Source organism: Pseudomonas marginalis, assembly GCF_008692035.1.
Classification (GTDB): Bacteria; Pseudomonadota; Gammaproteobacteria; order Pseudomonadales; family Pseudomonadaceae; genus Aquipseudomonas; species Aquipseudomonas marginalis.
This window is the reverse complement of the sequence record NZ_VTFG01000001.1, coordinates 3,665,410-3,682,963: the sequence shown is the minus strand read 5'-3', so window position 1 is coordinate 3,682,963 and position 17,554 is coordinate 3,665,410. Positions and strand designations below refer to the sequence as shown.

18 protein-coding genes and 1 riboswitch are annotated in these 17,554 nt (G+C 61.7%); of the genes, 9 read left to right on the top strand and 9 right to left on the bottom strand.

Annotated features, from left to right (window positions below):
- The first annotated feature begins 22 nt into the window (after positions 1–22).
- Positions 23–427 (top strand): malonate transporter subunit MadL, encoded by a 405-nt coding sequence (gene madL / locus FX984_RS17285; RefSeq protein ID WP_027606068.1) that lies wholly within the window; start codon positions 23–25, stop codon positions 425–427.
- A 1-nt stretch (position 428) separates the two neighbouring features.
- Positions 429–1,193 carry a malonate transporter subunit MadM gene (madM, locus tag FX984_RS17280; RefSeq protein WP_027606067.1) on the top strand — a complete coding sequence of 255 codons (765 nt, stop codon included), beginning with the start codon at positions 429–431 and terminating at the stop codon, positions 1,191–1,193.
- A gap of 19 nt (positions 1,194–1,212) precedes the next feature.
- Here the strand turns inward: madM and FX984_RS17275 are convergent, their stop codons facing one another.
- A complete protein-coding gene (locus FX984_RS17275; protein ID WP_027606066.1) occupies positions 1,213–2,133 on the bottom strand; it encodes a LysR family transcriptional regulator in 921 nt (306 codons plus the stop codon).
- Between the two features lie 144 nt (positions 2,134–2,277).
- Between FX984_RS17275 and trhA the strand changes: the two genes are divergently transcribed.
- Positions 2,278–2,895 carry a PAQR family membrane homeostasis protein TrhA gene (gene trhA, locus FX984_RS17270; protein WP_027606065.1) on the top strand — a complete coding sequence of 206 codons (618 nt, stop codon included), beginning with the start codon at positions 2,278–2,280 and terminating at the stop codon, positions 2,893–2,895.
- On the opposite strand, the gene FX984_RS17265 is transcribed toward trhA, so the two are convergent.
- Complete coding sequence (locus FX984_RS17265) at positions 2,890–3,792, bottom strand: LysR family transcriptional regulator (protein WP_027606064.1); 903 nt, start codon at positions 3,790–3,792, stop codon at positions 2,890–2,892. The two genes, trhA and FX984_RS17265, sit on opposite strands and share 6 nt — an antisense overlap.
- Before the next feature lie 109 nt (positions 3,793–3,901).
- Here FX984_RS17265 and FX984_RS17260 point away from each other — a divergent pair, with 109 nt between their 5' ends.
- From FX984_RS17260 to FX984_RS17250, 3 genes are read left to right on the top strand one after another with little or no spacing between them, the layout of a single operon-like run.
- The gene (locus FX984_RS17260; protein ID WP_146477657.1) at positions 3,902–5,149 is read left to right on the top strand and encodes a D-amino acid dehydrogenase; all 1,248 of its coding nucleotides are present in this window, start codon (positions 3,902–3,904) and stop codon (positions 5,147–5,149) included.
- Between the two features lie 10 nt (positions 5,150–5,159).
- Complete coding sequence (locus tag FX984_RS17255; protein WP_027606062.1) at positions 5,160–5,510, top strand: RidA family protein; 351 nt, start codon at positions 5,160–5,162, stop codon at positions 5,508–5,510.
- A gap of 25 nt (positions 5,511–5,535) precedes the next feature.
- Entirely contained in the window at positions 5,536–6,435 is a 900-nt protein-coding gene (locus tag FX984_RS17250; protein ID WP_146477659.1) for a transporter substrate-binding domain-containing protein, read from the top strand.
- A gap of 15 nt (positions 6,436–6,450) precedes the next feature.
- Here the strand turns inward: FX984_RS17250 and FX984_RS17245 are convergent, their stop codons facing one another.
- Both FX984_RS17245 and FX984_RS17240 read right to left on the bottom strand, forming a co-directional pair.
- Complete coding sequence (locus tag FX984_RS17245; RefSeq protein WP_027606060.1) at positions 6,451–7,170, bottom strand: 16S rRNA (uracil(1498)-N(3))-methyltransferase; 720 nt, start codon at positions 7,168–7,170, stop codon at positions 6,451–6,453.
- Positions 7,171–7,207: 37 nt separating this feature from the next.
- Entirely contained in the window at positions 7,208–8,614 is a 1,407-nt protein-coding gene (locus FX984_RS17240; protein WP_027606059.1) for an adenosylmethionine--8-amino-7-oxononanoate transaminase, read from the bottom strand.
- A gap of 273 nt (positions 8,615–8,887) precedes the next feature.
- On the opposite strand from FX984_RS17240, the gene FX984_RS17235 reads away from it, so the two are divergent.
- Together FX984_RS17235 and FX984_RS17230 are read left to right on the top strand one after the other, a co-directional pair.
- Positions 8,888–9,439, top strand: coding sequence for a cytochrome b (locus tag FX984_RS17235; protein ID WP_027606058.1), 552 nt, complete (start codon positions 8,888–8,890; stop codon positions 9,437–9,439).
- A gap of 32 nt (positions 9,440–9,471) precedes the next feature.
- Positions 9,472–10,050: a YceI family protein gene (locus FX984_RS17230; RefSeq protein WP_027606057.1), complete on the top strand. Its 579-nt coding sequence runs from the start codon at positions 9,472–9,474 to the stop codon at positions 10,048–10,050.
- A 303-nt stretch (positions 10,051–10,353) separates the two neighbouring features.
- Here the strand turns inward: FX984_RS17230 and rhlE2 are convergent, their stop codons facing one another.
- The 5 genes from rhlE2 to ahcY form a co-directional block, all read right to left on the bottom strand.
- Complete coding sequence (rhlE2, locus tag FX984_RS17225; protein WP_027606056.1) at positions 10,354–12,240, bottom strand: RNA helicase RhlE2; 1,887 nt, start codon at positions 12,238–12,240, stop codon at positions 10,354–10,356.
- A gap of 221 nt (positions 12,241–12,461) precedes the next feature.
- On the bottom strand, positions 12,462–13,253 hold the full coding sequence (locus FX984_RS17220) for a substrate-binding periplasmic protein (protein WP_092355642.1): 792 nt from the start codon (positions 13,251–13,253) through the stop codon (positions 12,462–12,464).
- Positions 13,254–13,316: 63 nt separating this feature from the next.
- Positions 13,317–14,399, bottom strand: coding sequence for a hypothetical protein (locus FX984_RS17215; protein ID WP_146477661.1), 1,083 nt, complete (start codon positions 14,397–14,399; stop codon positions 13,317–13,319).
- Between the two features lie 83 nt (positions 14,400–14,482).
- Complete coding sequence (gene metF / locus FX984_RS17210; protein ID WP_065938146.1) at positions 14,483–15,328, bottom strand: methylenetetrahydrofolate reductase [NAD(P)H]; 846 nt, start codon at positions 15,326–15,328, stop codon at positions 14,483–14,485.
- A gap of 70 nt (positions 15,329–15,398) precedes the next feature.
- Positions 15,399–16,808, bottom strand: a complete 1,410-nt coding sequence (gene ahcY / locus FX984_RS17205) for an adenosylhomocysteinase (protein WP_027606052.1) — start codon at positions 16,806–16,808, stop codon at positions 15,399–15,401.
- Between the two features lie 21 nt (positions 16,809–16,829).
- A riboswitch (S-adenosyl-L-homocysteine riboswitch) is annotated at positions 16,830–16,936 on the bottom strand.
- Between the two features lie 199 nt (positions 16,937–17,135).
- On the opposite strand from ahcY, the gene FX984_RS17200 reads away from it, so the two are divergent.
- On the top strand, positions 17,136–17,540 hold the full coding sequence (locus tag FX984_RS17200) for an acyl-CoA thioesterase (RefSeq protein ID WP_027606051.1): 405 nt from the start codon (positions 17,136–17,138) through the stop codon (positions 17,538–17,540).
- Positions 17,541–17,554 lie beyond the last annotated feature (14 nt).

Sequence of the window (17,554 nt, the reverse complement as noted above, 5' to 3'; positions counted from 1 at the left end):
GAGCACTTCGAGGACAACAACAATGATTATTTACGGTGTGGCATTGCTGGCGATCTGCACGCTGGCAGGTGTGATCATGGGCGACATGCTCGGCGTGTTGCTGGGCGTCAAATCCAACGTGGGCGGGGTGGGGATCGCCATGATCCTGCTGATCTGCGCCCGCCTGTGGATGCAAAAACGCGGCGGCATGACCAAGGAATGCGAGATGGGCGTGGGCTTTTGGGGCGCCATGTATATCCCCGTGGTGGTGGCGATGGCCGCGCAACAAAACGTCGTGACCGCCTTGCACGGCGGACCGGTCGCGGTACTGGCGGCGATTGGTTCGGTAGTGGTCTGCGGTTGCACCATTGCGTTGATCAGCCGTACCCACAAGGGCGAGCCTCTGCCCGCCGAAGAGCCGTTGATCGTGCCTGCGGGAGGTCGCTGATATGTGGGATCTCATCGAAAAAGGCCTGGAACATAACGGCCTGATCACCGCGTTTGCGTTTGTTGGCGTGGTGATGTGGATTTCCGTGGTGCTGTCCAAGCGCCTGACGTTCGGGCGCATCCACGGCTCGGCGATTGCCATCGTCATCGGCCTGGTCCTGGCCTGGGTCGGCGGCACCCTTACCGGCGGGCAAAAAGGCCTGGCCGACCTGGCGCTGTTCTCCGGCATCGGCCTGATGGGCGGCGCGATGCTGCGCGACTTCGCCATTGTTGCCACGGCGTTCGAGGTACAGGCCACCGAAGCGCGCAAGGCCGGGATGATCGGTGTGATTGCGCTGCTGCTGGGCACGATCCTGCCGTTTATCGTCGGCGCCAGCATGGCCTGGGTGTTTGGCTATCGCGACGCTATCAGCATGACCACCATCGGCGCGGGTGCCGTGACCTACATCGTCGGCCCGGTGACCGGTGCGGCGATTGGCGCGACTTCGGATGTGATGGCGCTGTCCATTGCGACCGGGTTGATCAAGGCGATCCTGGTGATGGTCGGTACCCCGGTGGCGGCGCGTTGGATGGGCTTGGACAACCCGCGTTCGGCGATGGTGTTTGGTGGCCTGGCCGGCACCGTGAGCGGCGTGACGGCAGGGCTGGCGGCGACGGATCGGCGCTTGGTGCCGTATGGCGCGTTGACGGCGACGTTCCATACCGGGCTTGGGTGTTTGCTGGGGCCTTCGTTGCTGTACTTCATTGTGCGTGGGTTGGTGGGCTGACCTTGGGGATTGCGGAGTGTCAGGCTGTTCCCTGCCGATTGGCATACATCCGACACTCCGCCAACAACGCCAGTAAATTCGGATCACGCTCCTTGGCCTTCAGGAACACCACGCCGATATGCTGCTGCAACCGATACCTGGGTTGCAGCGGTATCAGCTTCACGCGGTTCTCGTACACCGCCGCGATCCTTCCCGGCAGCAACGCATAACCCACCCCTGAACTGACCATGCTCAGCAGTGTGAAGATGTCATTGACCTGCATCGCCACCTTCGGCTCGAACCCCGCCTGCTTGAACACCCGGTTGCCATCCTGATGAGTGGCGAAGCCTTGGGTGAGGGTGATGAAGGTGGCGTCGCGCACGTCGGCCAGGTCGATTTCCTGGGCGCGGTCGAAGGGCGAGTCGGCCGGGGTGGCGAGGAAGATGTCGTCGCAGAACAGCTCGATCTGTTCGCAGTCGGGGTCGTTGGCGTGTTCGTCGAGGGAGATGAGGATTGCGTCGACTTCCATGTTCTTGAGCTTGTACAGCAGGTCGAAATTGGAGCCGAGGATCAGGTCGATATTGAGTTCGCTGCGCCTGATCTTCAGGCCCATGATCAATTGCGGCACGGTCCTGACGGTCAGTGAATACAGCGAGCCGAGCTTGAAGCGTTCGGCGGAGAAACCGGCGGCTTCGCGGGTCAGGCGTACGCTGTCGACCACATCGGCGATCAGTTTCTGTGCGCGTTCTTCCAGCACGTAGGCGCTTTCCAGCGGCGTGAGGTTGCGGCCCTCGTGTTTGAACAGCGGGCAGCGCAAGGCATTTTCCAGCGAGTGGATGGCGCGGTGGACGCTGACATTGCTGGTTTGCAGCTCGGCGGCGGCGCGGGCCAGGTTGCCGGTGCGCATGAATGCCAGGAAGATTTCCAGCTTCTTGAGGGTGAATTCTTCGTCGATCAGCATGGCCGTGGGCTCTTGTTCGAATGCGTCCGATTGTGCCCGCAAAACCCGGCGGCGTCCTCGGAACGTCACAAGTCGCTTGCACTCTTATGCGCAAGGCTGGACGCTTGCCAGCCAGTTCCAGCGGCTACAGGAGGTCAGTGACAGATGTATCACGGGGAACGATTCAACGCCTGGAGCCATTTGCTCGGTGCAGTCGCGGCGTGTATTGGCGCCGTGTGGATGTTGGTGGTGGCGAGCCTGGATGGCAGCCCCTGGAAGATCGTCAGCGTGGCGATTTATGGCTTTACGCTGATGGTGCTGTACAGCGCGTCGACCGTGTACCACAGCGTACAGGGGCGGCGAAAAGAGATCATGCAGAAGGTCGATCACTTTTCGATCTACCTGCTGATCGCCGGCAGCTACACGCCGTTTTGCCTGGTGACGTTGAGAGGCCCTTGGGGCTGGACGCTGTTCGGCATCGTGTGGGGGCTGGCGGTGATCGGCATCCTGCAGGAGATCAAGCCGCGCTCCGAGGCGCGCATCCTGTCCATCGTGATCTACGCGGTGATGGGCTGGATCGTGCTGGTGGCGGTCAAGCCACTGATCGCCGCGCTGGGCACCGCCGGGTTTATCTGGCTGGCGGCGGGCGGCGTGCTGTACACCGTCGGCATCATCTTCTTTGCCCTGGAGGATCGCCTGCGGCATTCCCATGGGATCTGGCATTTGTTTGTGATCGGCGGCAGCCTGCTGCATTTCGTGGCGATCATGCACTACGTGTTATAGGCGCTCCAGCAGCTCCCGAGCCCGGTTGCCGAAGATCTGTAGCAGATTGGCCAGCATATGCGGCGGCGGTTCATCGGCACGGGTCAGGGCGTAGAGGGTGATCGGCAGCGGCGGTGTAAGCGTGCGGATGCAGGTGGTCGCCGTCGATGCGCCGAGGGCGGTAAAGGGGTCGATGACCGTCAATCCGGCGCCGGACTCCACCATCGCCCGTGCCAGGGAATAGGTTTGCACCGATATCGTCACCCGAGGCGGCGGGTCGACGCTCTCCAGGTAGTTGTCGAGCCTCGCCGCCAGTGGGTCGGCGCTGGACAGGCCAATCAACGGTGCCCCCGCCAGGTCTGCCAGGGGCAGGGCTTGATGCAGCTCAGCGTCCGGCCAGTAGTTTTTCGACGCCAGGGCCACCAACACACCGTTGGCCAACACTTGTGTGGTCAACCCGGGATGGCCGGAGAAGCTGAGGGTCAGTGCCAGGTCGATCTCGCGCATCAACAGTTTTTGCACCAGCTCGCGGCTATGGTCGCTGGACAGTTCGCAGGCGATGTCCGGGTAGTCGCGCTTCCATTCCAGGATCGCCGGGGGCAGCAACGACAGTGCCAATGCCGGGATTGCACCAATCCGTACACTTTGCCCCGGGGCGCGGCGCAGGCTCTTGGCCAGGCGCCGCACGCCTTGCAGGCTCGCGGTGACTTTTTCGACTTCACTTTCCAGCGCCAGGGCTTCGGGCGTGGGCTGCAATTTGCCGCGTACCCGCAAAAACAGCGGGAAACCCAATTGTAACTCGGCATGTTGCAACACCTTGGTCACCGCTGGTTGGGAGACATGCAGCAACTGCGCGGCGGCGCTGATGGAGCCGGTCTGGCGGATGGCCTGGAAGATTTCGATATGACGCAAGCGCATGGCAGGTCCATAACCTTTGTTTATAGGTGCCCCATCTTTATTCATTGTCGGCGGCCTGTCACCTGCACCTACCCTGGGGCTTTCTTGGATCAAGGGCTGGGGGTGTTGAATGGCCAGGCAGGTTTGCATCATTGGTGGAGGCGTTATCGGCCTGGCGAGTGCCTACGCGTTGGTACGTGCAGGTCATGAAGTGACGGTGATCGACGCGCGTGACACCGTGGGCAGCGAAACCAGCTTCGCCAATGGCGGGCAATTGTCCTACCGCTACGTCGCACCGCTGGCGGATGCGGGAGTGCCGCTACAGGCGATTGGCTGGTTGCTGCGCGGTGACTCGCCACTGAAGCTGCGCCCACGCCTGGATCCCCGACAATGGCGCTGGATGGCCGCGTTCATCTGCGCCTGCCGTGGCTCGGTGAACAAGCGCAACGCCGCGCACTTGCTGCGCCTGGCGAGCCTGAGCCAAAACACCTTGCAGCAATGGCGCGTCGACGATCGCCTGGACACGTTCAATTGGCGGCGTAACGGCAAGCTGGTGACCTTTCGCAATGCCGATACCTTTGAGCGTGCGCGCAGCAAGGTCACCGACATCCTGCAACAACAGGTGCTGTCGGCGCTGGATTGTGCGCGGCTGGAGCCGGCGCTGGCGCAGGTGGCGGGTGAGTTTGTCGGTGGTATCTATACGCCCAATGAAGAAGTGGCGAACTGTCATGCCTTCTGCCAACAACTGGCGGCACGCCTTGAAGCGTCGGGGCGCTGCACCTTTCTGCTGGGGCGCAAGGTCACCAGGATTCGCCATGCCGACGGCGCGGTGCAAGCCATCGAGCTGGGCGACGAAGTGATGCCGGTGGAACACCTGGTGCTGGCGGCCGGCCATCGCAGCGCCGAGTTGGCATTGCCCGGCGTGTCACTGCCACTGTATCCACTCAAGGGCTATAGCCTCAGCGTGCCGATTGGCGCACAGCATCAGGCGCCGAATGTGAGCATCACCGACTACGACCGCAAGATGGTCTACGCGCGTATCGGCGAACAGCTGCGGGTGGCGGCCATGGTGGATATCGTCGGCTTTGACGCCAGCCTTGAGCCCAAGCGCCTGGCGCTGATGAAACGCCAGGCGGTCGAGACATTTCCTACGGCTGGCGACTATGCCAATGCTGTGGAATGGGCCGGTATGCGTCCCGCCACCCCGACCGGTGTGCCGCTGATTGGCCCCAGCGTGTATCGCAACCTGTGGCTGAACCTGGGCCACGGCGCCCTCGGCTTTACCCTGGCATGCGGCAGCGGCCAATTGCTGGCCGAGCTGATCGGCCACCACCTACCTTCCATAGATATGCAGGGCCTGGCGCCCCGCGCCGCGTGAGGATTGACCCATGACCATCAACCGAATCAGCAGCAACGACCGACTGTCCGGCGCCGTTACGTTCAAGGATCTGGTATTCCTTTCGGGCCAGGTGCCCGGCGAAGGCCAGGATGTGGCGACGCAGACCCGCGAAGTGCTGGCCAGGATCGATGCGCTGCTGGCCCAGGCCGGCAGTGACAAGGATCATTTGCTCAATGCGACCATTTACTTGAAAGACATCGGCAGCGGTTTCGCGCCGATGAATGAGGTATGGGCCGCCTGGCTATCGCCCGGGATGGCGCCTACGCGCACCACCCTGCAGGCGGAGCTGGCGCGGCCGAGCGTGCTGGTGGAAATCAGCGTGATTGCGGTACGAAAATAACGTCAAAAACCAACGGAGAATAACAATGAAAAAAATCCTGTTGACCGGCTGCATCGGCCTTTTGCTGGGAGTACACGCCCATGCCAACCAGGCGCCGCTGGACGGTACGCTGGGCAAGATCGCCAGCACCCAGTCCATCACCCTGGGCTATCGCGATGCGTCGGTGCCGTTTTCCTACGTGGGGGATCACACCGGTAAGCCGATGGGCTATTCGGTGGACCTGGCCAGCAAGATCGTCGAGCGTATCCAGCAGAAAACCGGGGTGGCTGACCTGAAGGTGAAGTACAACCTGGTGACCTCTCAAACGCGGATTCCGCTGGTGCAGAACGGCACCGTCGACCTGGAGTGCGGCTCCACCGGAGTCACGGCCGAGCGGCAGAAACAGGTGGCATTTTCCTACGGGTTTATTTACGTGAAAGGCCAGTTGCTGACGGCTAAGGACAGCGGCATCAAGGGCTTCGCCGACCTGGCGGGCAAGAACGTGGTGACTACCGCCGGCACCACCAACGAGCGTTTTCTAAAGAGCTACAACGCCGAGCATAAGAGCAATATGTTCGTGATCAGCGCCAAGGACCACGGCGAGGCGTTCAAGATGCTCGAGACGGGCCGCGCGGCCGCGTTCTATATGGACGATGCATTGCTCTACGGCGAACGTGCCAAGGCCAAGGACCCACACAACTGGGTGGTGGTGGGCGAGGAGCAGTCGCGGGAGATCTACAGCTGCATGGTGCGCAAGGATGACCCGCAGTTTCTTGCGGTGGTCAACGAGACCCTCGGCGACCTTTACCGTTCGGGGGAGATCAACGGGATTTACCAGCGCTGGTTTGAACAGCCGATTCCGCCCAAGGGCTTGAACCTGGAATTCCCGATGACCAGTGAGTTGAAGGCGATCATTGCCAAGCCGATCAGCGATCCGGTGGACTGATCACCCCTCCCACATTTAGAAGTCGCCCCAGAGTTGTTGGGCAACCGCCAACGCGACGACGGGCGCAGTCTCGGTGCGCAACACGCGCGGGCCGAGGCGGGCGGCGTGGAAGCCAGCGCCTTGGGCGGTGTCGACTTCGTTGTCGGTCAGCCCGCCCTCCGGGCCGATCAGAAACGCCAGGCTCGCAGGTTTGGCATGGCTGACCAGCGGCTCGGCCACCGGGTGCAGCACCAGTTTCAGGTCCGCCTCGACCTGCTTCAACCAGTCCGCCAGCAGCAACGGCGGGTGAATCACCGGTACCGTCGAACGCCCGCACTGCTCGCACGCGCTGATCGCCACCTGGCGCCAGTGCAGCAGGCGTTTGTCGGCGCGTTCGTCCTTCAGACGCACTTCGCAGCGGTCGCTGAAGATCGGCGTGATGGCGTTGACACCCAGTTCGGTGGCTTTCTGGATCGCCCAATCCATGCGCTCGCCCCGGGACAGGCCCTGGCCGAGGTGGATGTGCAGCGGCGATTCGGCCTGGCCGGCGAAGCTTTCCGTCAGTTGCACGGTGACGCGTTTCTTCCCGACTTCCAGCAGGCTGCCCAGGAATTCCTGGCCGGAGCCGTCAAACAATTGCACGGCGTCACCTTCGCCCATGCGCAGCACGCGGCTGATGTAGTGCGCCTGGGCTTCGGGCAGTTCGTGATCGCCGAGGCTCAGCGGGGTGTCGGTGAAAAAGCGGGACAGTCTCATGTCGGTTCTCTGGAAAAAGGTGTAGGTGTGCCGGCAATCAACCCGGATCGCGGAAACCAGGGTGGAAATCCTTCGGCACCGCCACGCTGACTTTACTGTTGGTGGCGATATCGATGCCTTCGCTGGCGACTTCGGCGAGGAAGTCGATCTGCTCCGGTGTAATCACATAGGGCGGGAGGAAATACACCACGCTGCCCAACGGCCGCAACAACGCACCGCGTTCCAGGGCGTGTTCGAACACCTTGAGACCACGGCGCTCCTGCCACGGGTAAGCGGTCTTGGTGGCCTTGTCCTGGACCATCTCGATGGCTAGCACCATGCCGGTCTGGCGTACTTCCGAGACATGCGGATGGTCGACCAGATGAGCCGTTGCCGTGGCCATGCGCCGGGCCAGGGCCTTGTTGTTTTCGATGACGTTGTCTTCTTCGAAAATATCCAGGGTCGCCAGGGCCGCCGCACACGCCAGCGGGTTGCCGGTGTAGCTGTGGGAGTGCAGGAAGGCGCGCAGGGTCGGGTAGTCGTCGTAGAACGCGTCGTAGACGTCATCGGTGGTGACCACGGCGGCCAACGGCAGGTAGCCGCCGGTCAGGGCCTTGGACAAACACAGGAAGTCCGGGCGGATGCCGGCCTGTTCACAGGCGAACAGGGTCCCGGTGCGGCCGAAGCCCACGGCGATTTCATCGTGGATCAGGTGCACGCCATAGCGGTCGCAGGCCTCGCGCAGCAGCTTGAGGTACACCGGGTGGTACATGCGCATGCCGCCGGCGCCCTGGATCAGCGGCTCGACGATCACGGCGGCGACGGTGTCGTGGTGCTCGGCCAGGGTCTGTTCCATGGCCAGGAACATCGTGCGCGAGTGTTCTTCCCAGCTCATGCCCTCGGGGCGCAGGTAGCAATCCGGGCTCGGCACCTTGAGGGTGTCCAGCAGCAGCGCCTTGTAGGTCTCGGTAAACAGCGGCACGTCGCCCACCGACATCGCGGCGATGGTTTCGCCGTGGTAGCTGTTGGTCAGGGTGACGAAGCGTTTTTTGTTTGGCAGGCCACGGTTGAGCCAATAGTGAAAGCTCATCTTCAGCGCGACTTCAATGCACGACGAACCGTTATCGGCATAGAAGCAGCGGGTCAGGCCCTCGGGGGTCATCTTGATCAGGCGCTCGGACAGCTCGATCACCGGCTGGTGGCTGAAACCGGCGAGGATCACGTGTTCCAGCTGGTCGACCTGGTCCTTGATGCGCTGGTTGATGCGCGGGTTGGCGTGGCCGAAGACGTTGACCCACCAGGAGCTGACGGCGTCGAGGTAGCGCTTGCCTTCGAAGTCTTCCAGCCAGACGCCTTCACCGCGCTTGATCGGGATCAGCGGCAGTTGCTGGTGGTCTTTCATCTGGGTGCAGGGATGCCACAGCACCGCGAGGTCGCGTTGCATCCACTGGTTGTTCAAGCCCATCGGTGATCTCCTCGAAGCGGTCCTGCGAGCGGCGCAGGTAAAACAATCGCGCAAGCCTATGCAATGGGCGGCGGTGTCACAACCCATAACGCATGAATTGGCAGTAAACACAGGACGGACTGTCACGTTTCTTCTGGATAGTCCTTAATCCTTGGTTAATTTACTGTTCATACCCTCAAGATCATATTTCTCGATATTTCAAAGCGAAATTTTCCGCTTTAATTCGATAGGTAAATCGCTAGTCTTGGGCGCAGCTCTTACGGGATTAAGTACATGCAGCTACGTAACTCACCGGCCCGTTATGGCTGGGTCAGTATGGTTTTGCACTGGGGCGTGGCCCTGGTGGTGTTCGGCCTGTTCGCCCTGGGCTTGTGGATGGTGGGTCTGGACTACTACAGCGCCTGGCGCAAGGACGCACCGGACCTGCACAAGAGCATCGGCATCACGCTGTTCGCCATCATGCTGGTGCGTATTGTCTGGCGCCTGATCAGCCCGCCGCCTCCGCCGCTGGCCAGTTACAGCCGCTTGACCCGTATCGGTGCCGCGTTTGGCCACGCGTTCCTTTATCTCGGGCTGTTTGCCGTGATGATCGCCGGTTACCTGATTTCCACCGCAGACGGTGTCGGTATCCCGGTGTTTGGCCTGTTCGAAATTCCTGCCGTGGTTTCCGGTCTACCGGACCAGGCAGACACAGCCGGCGTGGTGCACCTGTACCTCGCCTGGGTGTTGGTAGTCTTCGCCGGCCTGCACGGCGTGGCTGCGTTGAAACACCACTTTATCGATCGTGATGCGACCCTCACGCGAATGCTGGGGCGCAAAGCCTGATGTTCAACCTCGACTCACAAGGAATAGAAAGCATGTTGAAAAAGACCCTCGCCGCTCTGGCAATCGGTACAGCGCTGCTGTCTGCAGGTCAGGTGATGGCTGCCGACTACAAGATCGACAAGGAAGGCCAGCACGCCTTCATCGACTGGAAAATCAGCCACCTGGGCTACAGCTACATCCACGGTACCTTCAAGGACTGGGATGGTACGTTCAGCTGGGATGCCGCCAAGCCTGAAGCCAGCAAAATCGCGGTCGACGTGAAAACCGCCAGCCTGTGGTCCAACCACGCCGAACGTGACAAGCACATCGCCAGCAAGGACTTCCTGGATGTCGGCAAGTTCGCCGATGCCAAGTTCGTCTCCACTGCGGTTAAATCCACCGGCGAGAAAACCGCTGATGTGACCGGCGACCTGACCTTCCACGGCGTGACCAAGCCTGTGACCTTCAAGGCCACGTTCAACGGTGAAGGCAAGGATCCATGGGGCGGCGAACGTGCCGGCTTCAACGCCAAGACCACGCTGAACCTGAACGACTTCGGCATCAAGGGCCCTGGCCCGACTTCCCAGACTGTCGACCTGGACATCTCGCTGGAAGGCGTCAAGCAGAAGTAATTTCTGTCCGCACACAAAAAACCGGATCTCAGGATCCGGTTTTTTTTGGCCTGTATTTCCTGTAGTGAGCGAGCTTGCTCGCGCTGGGGCGCGAAGCGGCCCTAATCAGATACACCATGATTCTTCTGGCAGAACACGGTGACAGGTGTTGGGGCTGCTGCGCAGCCCAGCGCGAGCAAGCTCGCTCACCACAGCAAGCTCGCTCACCACAACCAGTTCGCTCATCCCAGGGAACGTGTGGGGAGGAGATAAAAAATGCCCCGCATCTTTCGATGCGAGGCATTTTTCATGGCGCTTTGAAACTCAGCGGTTGCGGGTCAGCAATGCTGGTTTTTCACCACGCGGACGGCCTGGCAGTTGATCCAACTGCTCGGGTGTCGGGAAGCGGTCGGCTTTCGACTCCTTGTGGATGATCTTCGGCGCCGGGCCACCGCGCGGGTTCTGCACGGCTGGCTCGGACAAACGCGGCTGGTCGTCACGGGCCGGGCGGCGGTTGTTGCTGCGCGAATCTTCGCGACGCGCCTGGCCGTCACGCGGTGCACCGTTACGCGGGCCGCTGCGCTTGGCCGGTGGAGTGCCGGTCGTGCCGCCGCTGCTGTTGCGCGGGCCGTTCTGACGACCGCCCTGGGGCTGGCCGCCACGTGGAGCGCCGGCGCCTGCGCCCTGTGCCGGAGCACCTGGACGACGGCCGCGGCCCTGGGCCGGTTTGGCCTGGGGCACGTAGTCCACGCGGTTACCGAAGTTATCCACGTCGTCGTCGAGGAATTCGTCCGGGGCGCGGTCGGCTGCGGCGCGTGGGGGCTGGCTCGGCTGGCGCTGTTCGCGGGCCGGGGTGCCTTCACGGGGCTTCTGCTCACGGGCCGGGCGTTCACCACGGCCGTTGGTTGGCGCTTTTTCCTTGCCGCCCTTGTCCTTGCCCTTGTCGCGACGACCCCCGCCACCACCGCCGCCGTTCGGGCCATCGCCCTTCGGACCGCGTGGATTGCGTGGGTTGCGCACGTCCGGACGTTCGCGCACTTCAGGCTTTTCGGCCTCAACGGCGCTGGCATCGAAGCCCATCAGGTCGCCATCGGCGATTTTCTGCTTGGTCATGCGTTCGATGCTTTTCAGCAGTTTCTCTTCGTCCGGGGCAACCAGGGAAATGGCTTCACCCGAACGACCGGCACGGCCGGTACGGCCGATACGGTGCACGTAGTCTTCGTCGACGTTTGGCAGCTCGAAGTTGACCACGTGTGGCAACTGGTCGATGTCCAGGCCACGGGCGGCGATATCGGTGGCCACCAGGATGCGCACTTCACCGGCCTTGAAGTCGGCCAGCGCCTTGGTGCGTGCGTTCTGGCTCTTGTTGCCGTGGATGGCGACGGCGGTGAGGCCGTGCTTGTCCAGGTACTCGGCCAGGCGGTTGGCGCCGTGCTTGGTGCGGGTGAACACCAGTACCTGTTCCCACGCGCCGGCGGTGATCAGGTGGGCCAGCAGCGCACGCTTGTGGCTGGCGGCCAGGCGGAATACGCGTTGCTCGATACGCTCGACCGTGGTGTTCGGCGGCGTGACCTCGATGCGCTCCGGGTTGTGCAGCAGCTTGCCGGCCAGGGCGGTGATGTCGTTGGAGAACGTTGCCGAGAACAGCAGGTTCTGACGTTTGGCCGGCAGGCGGGCGAGGACCTTCTTCACGTCATGGACAAAGCCCATGTCGAGCATGCGGTCGGCTTCGTCCAGCACGAGGATTTCCACGTGGGACAAATCAACGCTGCCTTGGCCGCACAGGTCGAGCAAACGACCGGGGCACGCCACCAGCACGTCAACACCACGGGACATGGCCTGAACCTGTGGGTTCATGCCGACGCCGCCGAAGATGCAGGCGCTGACGAACTTCAGGTCGCGGGCATACAGCTTGAAGCTGTCGTGCACCTGGGCGGCGAGTTCGCGGGTAGGGGTCAGGACCAGTACGCGCGGTTGGCGCGGGCCGTGACGCTGGGATTTGTCCGGATGACCGTTGGGGAACAACCGCTCCAGAATCGGGAGGGCGAAGCCGCCGGTTTTACCCGTACCTGTCTGAGCCGCAACCATCAGGTCGCGACCTTGCAACACGGCGGGAATAGCCCGCTGTTGCACCGGAGTAGGCTCGGTATAGCCCGCTGCCTCGATGGCGCGGACTAAAGCCTCGGAGAGACCGAGGGAAGCAAAGGACATGAGTAATCCTGTTTTAGTTAGGGCTTGGCCCAGAGGGATAATCTTGCCGGGCGTGAATGGCGCTTAGGGGAGCGCAATCCCGTCCGGTCCTGCTGCGTCTGGCGGGCACTCCACCGGCTCGCGCGGGCTGAAAGCTGCGCAGTAGCGGGGTTGGGTGCCTTTTTCAGGACCTCAGCGGCCGGGCGTAAGCCTGGCGGAAAGGCCGGAGTATAACAGAGCAATCACTGTGCGCCGCTTTCCTGCTGCTCAACGGTGTGTCCGGACGCGGTTATGGCTTGGATTCCACCATATTTGGCGCTTAAAGCGGCGTAGGCCGGTTCCTGTTTGAAGCGCTTGAGCTCGGCGGCAAAGCGTTGTACCAGCAGGTCCATCCCCGCGCCACGGCGTACGGCGAGGTATTGCTGCTGGCGGCTGACCACAATGGGCGCCTGGCTGACCTTGCCTTCCAGGCCCAGGGCCTTGATCACATGCTGGCCGACCCGGCGGTCGGTGATCAGCAGGTCGATGCGTCCCAGCAGCAATTTACCGAAGTTGGCCTCGTGGCTGGGGGCCGGCTCGCGGCTGAACCGGGTGGAGTCGCTGAATGGCGCGCCGTACAGGTAGCCTGGCGACGTGCCGACAGTGAGGCCGTCCAGCTCGTCGAGGCCTTGGACCGGGTGAGGGCGTTCGTTGGCGTAGAACATCACGAATTCCACTTCCGACAACGGTTCGCTGGGGTACAGCAGCAGGGCGTCGCGTTCGTGGCTGTGGAAAATATCCAGTGCGCCATCGGCATGACCCTGATCGAGCATGGCCAGACAGCGCTTCCAGGGCAGGAACTGCCATTGCACCTCGACCCCCAGGCGCTGGAACACGATCACCGTGGTTTCGTAGTCCAGCCCGTGCATGGCGCCGTGCTCTTCGTACACATAAGGCGCCCAGGGCTCGGTGACAATGCGCAATTTCTCGCCATAAGCGGCGAGGCTCAAGCAAGTAAAAAGCGCAACGGTCAACAGCTTCAGAGTGACGGGCATGCCCCGAGGTTACGACGCCCGTGCGCTAAAGAGAAGCGCTGGCACATCCATCTGCGGGCGACGCTATTTTGTCGGTGAGGTCATCAGGTGTTCATAGATGGCTGCACGTCGCTCGCCCAGAATCAGGCGCACCACTGGGTTGGCGAACCAATGTTCGAGCTGGTGCGCATCGACCGGGCTTTTTTGCCGCTCTTCCTGATTCTGCAAAGCCTTGTCCCACCAAACCGGGCCACACGCCTGGTCGAATTCATTTTCGTGCTCGTAGCAGCCGTAGAGAATTTCGCGGATGAACTGCTGCTTGCGTTTGGGCAAGGCCAGGGTGATCAGCTTGTACATCAAGCGTTGCAATCGCGGCGGGCGGGGCAGGTGGGCAGACACATTGCGGGTGTCGGCCAGGGCCTGGGCGCAGATGGGGTCCGCGGCGTGCTTGGTGACCCACGCCTTGACCTTGGCCCGGAACAACTGCTTGCGGCTCCAGTAGTGGTGGATCAGGTCGGGGCACTGGCGCACATTGAGCGTACGGTAAGCGGCCACCGACAGGCAGAACTCTTCCAGGGTGTAGGCACCGTGGGCCATCGGGAACAGCTCGTCCATCAACTCGATCGAGCGATCAAGTATGTGCGCATCTTGCCGGGTCAGGCCCATGACGCCGGAGTTGAGCAGCCACATGTCGTCGTCGGCCAGGCCTTTGTCTTCAAGGTGCCTGGCCAGGGCTTCATACAGCACGCTTTCGCGGTTGTCGCCGTATTTGGCGTGGAAGGCATTGCACAGCACGGTACCGGGCGCGACGCGCTCGAACAGCGCCATGGGTGAGTCGTGGAAAAAGGTGTCGGTGTCGATCAACAGCGCCCGTTCCGCTGTTTCCAGCACCTGGCGCAACAGCACGTGCTTGGTGCGGAAATGGTAGCCGTGGGGCTCGCTCCAGCGTTTGCGCGTGGCGTCGTCCAGGGTGTGAACCTGTACCGGCAAGCCGCGATAGGGGGCCGGATTGTCGCTGAACACCTGGATGTCCAATGGCATGTCCTGGGGACCGCCCAGGTGGGCCAGGGCGCTGGCGATGCTGAATACGGCTTCCTGATGATAGGTCTCGGCGCCGAATACCAGGTACACCAGCTGCGGGCGGGGAGTCGGGGACGCTGTATTCATGTACTGCAGGCTTCCTTTCCGGGAATATATAGACGAAAAAAACCCCCGTAATAACGAGGGCCGGGTACAGCGATTAAACCGGCCTAACGTGGCAGTTTAAGGTTGTTCCAGATCGCGAGGCTGGGTTCAGCCTGGTTCAGGGTATAGAAGTGCAGGCCTGGTGCGCCACCTTGCAACAATTCTTCACACATATTGCTGATCACCTGTTCGCCGAACGCCTGGATGCTCTTGACGTCGTCGCCATAGGCTTCCAGTTGCTTGCGCACCCAACGTGGGATCTCAGCACCGCAGGCGTCGGAGAAGCGCGCCAGCTTGCTGTAGTTGGTGATTGGCATGATGCCCGGCACGATCGGGATGTTCACGCCCATGGCGCGTACACGCTCGACGAAGTAGAAGTAGCTGTCGGCGTTGAAGAAGTACTGGGTGATCGCGCTGTCGGCGCCGGCGTTGGCCTTGCGTACGAAATTCTGCAGATCGTCTTCGAAATTGCGCGCCTGGGGGTGCATCTCCGGGTAAGCGGCCACTTCGATATGGAAGTGATCGCCGCTTTCTTCACGAATGAAGCTCACCAGGTCATTGGCGTAGCGCAGCTCACCGCTGGCCATGCCCATGCCGGACGGCAAGTCGCCACGCAGGGCAACGATGCGCTTGATGCCGGCGGCCTTGTATTGAGTGAGCAGGCCGCGCAGGTCGGCCTTGCTGTCGCCCACGCAGGACAAATGCGGAGCGGCGGGAATGTTGACTTCGCTTTCAAGCTGCAACACGGTGTTGATCGTACGATCGCGGGTCGAGCCGCCGGCGCCGTAGGTGCAGGAGAAGAAATCGGGGTGGTAAGTGGCCAACTGCTTGGCAGTCGCCATTAGTTTTTCATGCCCAGCATCGGTCTTGGTGGGGAAGAACTCGAAGCTGTAGCGACGGTCTTGGGACATGGTCATACCCTTGGGAACTCGAAAGCCTGTAAGGCGAACCCGCCCCTGAAGGGGCGGGCAGCCAAGCCGATCAGTAGCGGTAAGCGTGCGGCTTGAACGGACCTTCGACGGTCACGCCGATGTAGTCGGCCTGGGTCTTGGTCAGCTGAGTCACCACGCCGCCGAAGCCGCGGACCATTTCCAGGGCCACTTCTTCGTCGAGTTTCTTCGGCAGTACTTCCACGGTCAGGCGCTCGGCTTTCTGGGCTGGCGACAGGTCGGCGTATTTCTGGCCGAACAGGAAGATCTGGGCCAGTACCTGGTTGGCGAACGAGCCGTCCATGATGCGGCTTGGGTGGCCGGTGGCGTTGCCCAGGTTAACCAGGCGGCCTTCAGCCAGCAGGATCAGGTAGTCGTCGTTCTGTGGGTCGAAATCGCCAGCGCCGGTACGGTGAACCTTGTGTACCTGCGGCTTCACTTCTTCCCACGCCCAGTTCTTGCGCATGAAAGCGGTGTCGATCTCGTTGTCGAAGTGACCGATGTTGCACACCACGGCGCGCTTCTTCAGGGCCTTGAGCATGTTGGCATCGCAGACGTTGACGTTACCGGTGGTGGTCACGATCAGGTCGATCTTGCCCAGCAGGGCCTTGTCGATGCTGGCTTCGGTGCCGTCATTGACGCCATCGATGAACGGCGAAACCACTTCGAAACCGTCCATGCAGGCTTGCATGGCGCAGATCGGGTCGACTTCGGAGACTTTAACGATCATGCCTTCCTGGCGCAGGGACTGGGACGAACCCTTGCCCACGTCACCGTAGCCGATCACCAGGGCTTGCTTGCCCGACAGCAGGTGGTCGGTGCCGCGCTTGATGGCATCGTTCAGGCTGTGACGGCAGCCGTACTTGTTGTCGTTCTTGCTCTTGGTCACCGAGTCGTTGACGTTGATGGCCGGGATTTTCAGCTCGCCCTTGGCCAGCATGTCCAGCAGGCGGTGTACGCCGGTGGTGGTTTCTTCGGTCACGCCGTGGACGCGGTCGAGGATCTGCGGGTACTTCTTGTGCAGCAGCTCGGTCAGGTCGCCGCCGTCGTCGAGGATCATGTTGGCATCCCAAGGCGCGCCATCTTTAAGGATGGTTTGCTCCAGGCACCACTCGTACTCTTCTTCGGTCTCGCCTTTCCAGGCGAATACCGGGATACCGGCAGCGGCGATGGCGGCAGCGGCCTGGTCTTGCGTCGAGAAGATGTTGCAGGACGACCAACGCACTTCGGCACCCAGGGCAACCAGGGTTTCGATCAGCACGGCAGTCTGGATGGTCATGTGGATGCAGCCGAGGATCTTCGCGCCCTTGAGCGGTTGCTCGGCGGCATACTTGCGACGCAGGCCCATCAGGGCTGGCATTTCGGATTCGGCGATAAAGGTTTCGCGACGGCCCCAGGCAGCGAGGGACATGTCGGCGACTTTGTAGTCGTTGAAATCTGCAGGCGTAATTACAGCGCTCATGAAGAGCCTCCATTCGTAGTGTGCGAATGGGCGCCGTTGTGCGTTTAGTATCAGGCCAGGGCAACCAGGCCGGACAACGCCCCATCCGAGCCTGACAGGTTGAACCTGCTGCAGCGCCCCTCGGACAGGTGGCGGGAGAAACGGTATCAACTGAAGATGACCGTTTTGAAGCGGGGGCGATTATAGCCGTGTACGCGGCACTTCCCAAGCCTTTCTGTCGGCCATATGAAGATCGCACATGGGGTTGATAGGCAATGGCGCATAGAGCTTGGGGGCAGGCTCTGCCATGATGTTGCCCATCATTCGGCAAGACGCTTTGGAGTGACCATGAACTTCCACACCCGCAAATGGGTAAAACCTGAAGACCTCAACCCCAACGGCACCCTGTTCGGCGGTAGCCTGCTGCGTTGGATCGACGAAGAAGCAGCCATCTACGCCATCGTCCAACTGGGCAACCAGCGTGTTGTGACCAAGTACATCTCCGAAATCAACTTTGTCAGCGCCTCGCGCCAGGGCGACATCATCGAACTCGGGATCACTGCTACCGAGTTTGGCCGCACCTCCATCACCCTCACCTGTGAAGTGCGTAACAAGATCACCCGCAAAAGCATCCTGACTGTAGAGAAGATGGTCTTCGTCAACCTCGGCGAAGACGGTTTGCCGGCACCGCATGGTCGTACCGAGATCAAGTACGTCAAGGATCAGTTCCAGGACGACGGCATCAGCGAGTAAACCTGCGCCGGGCC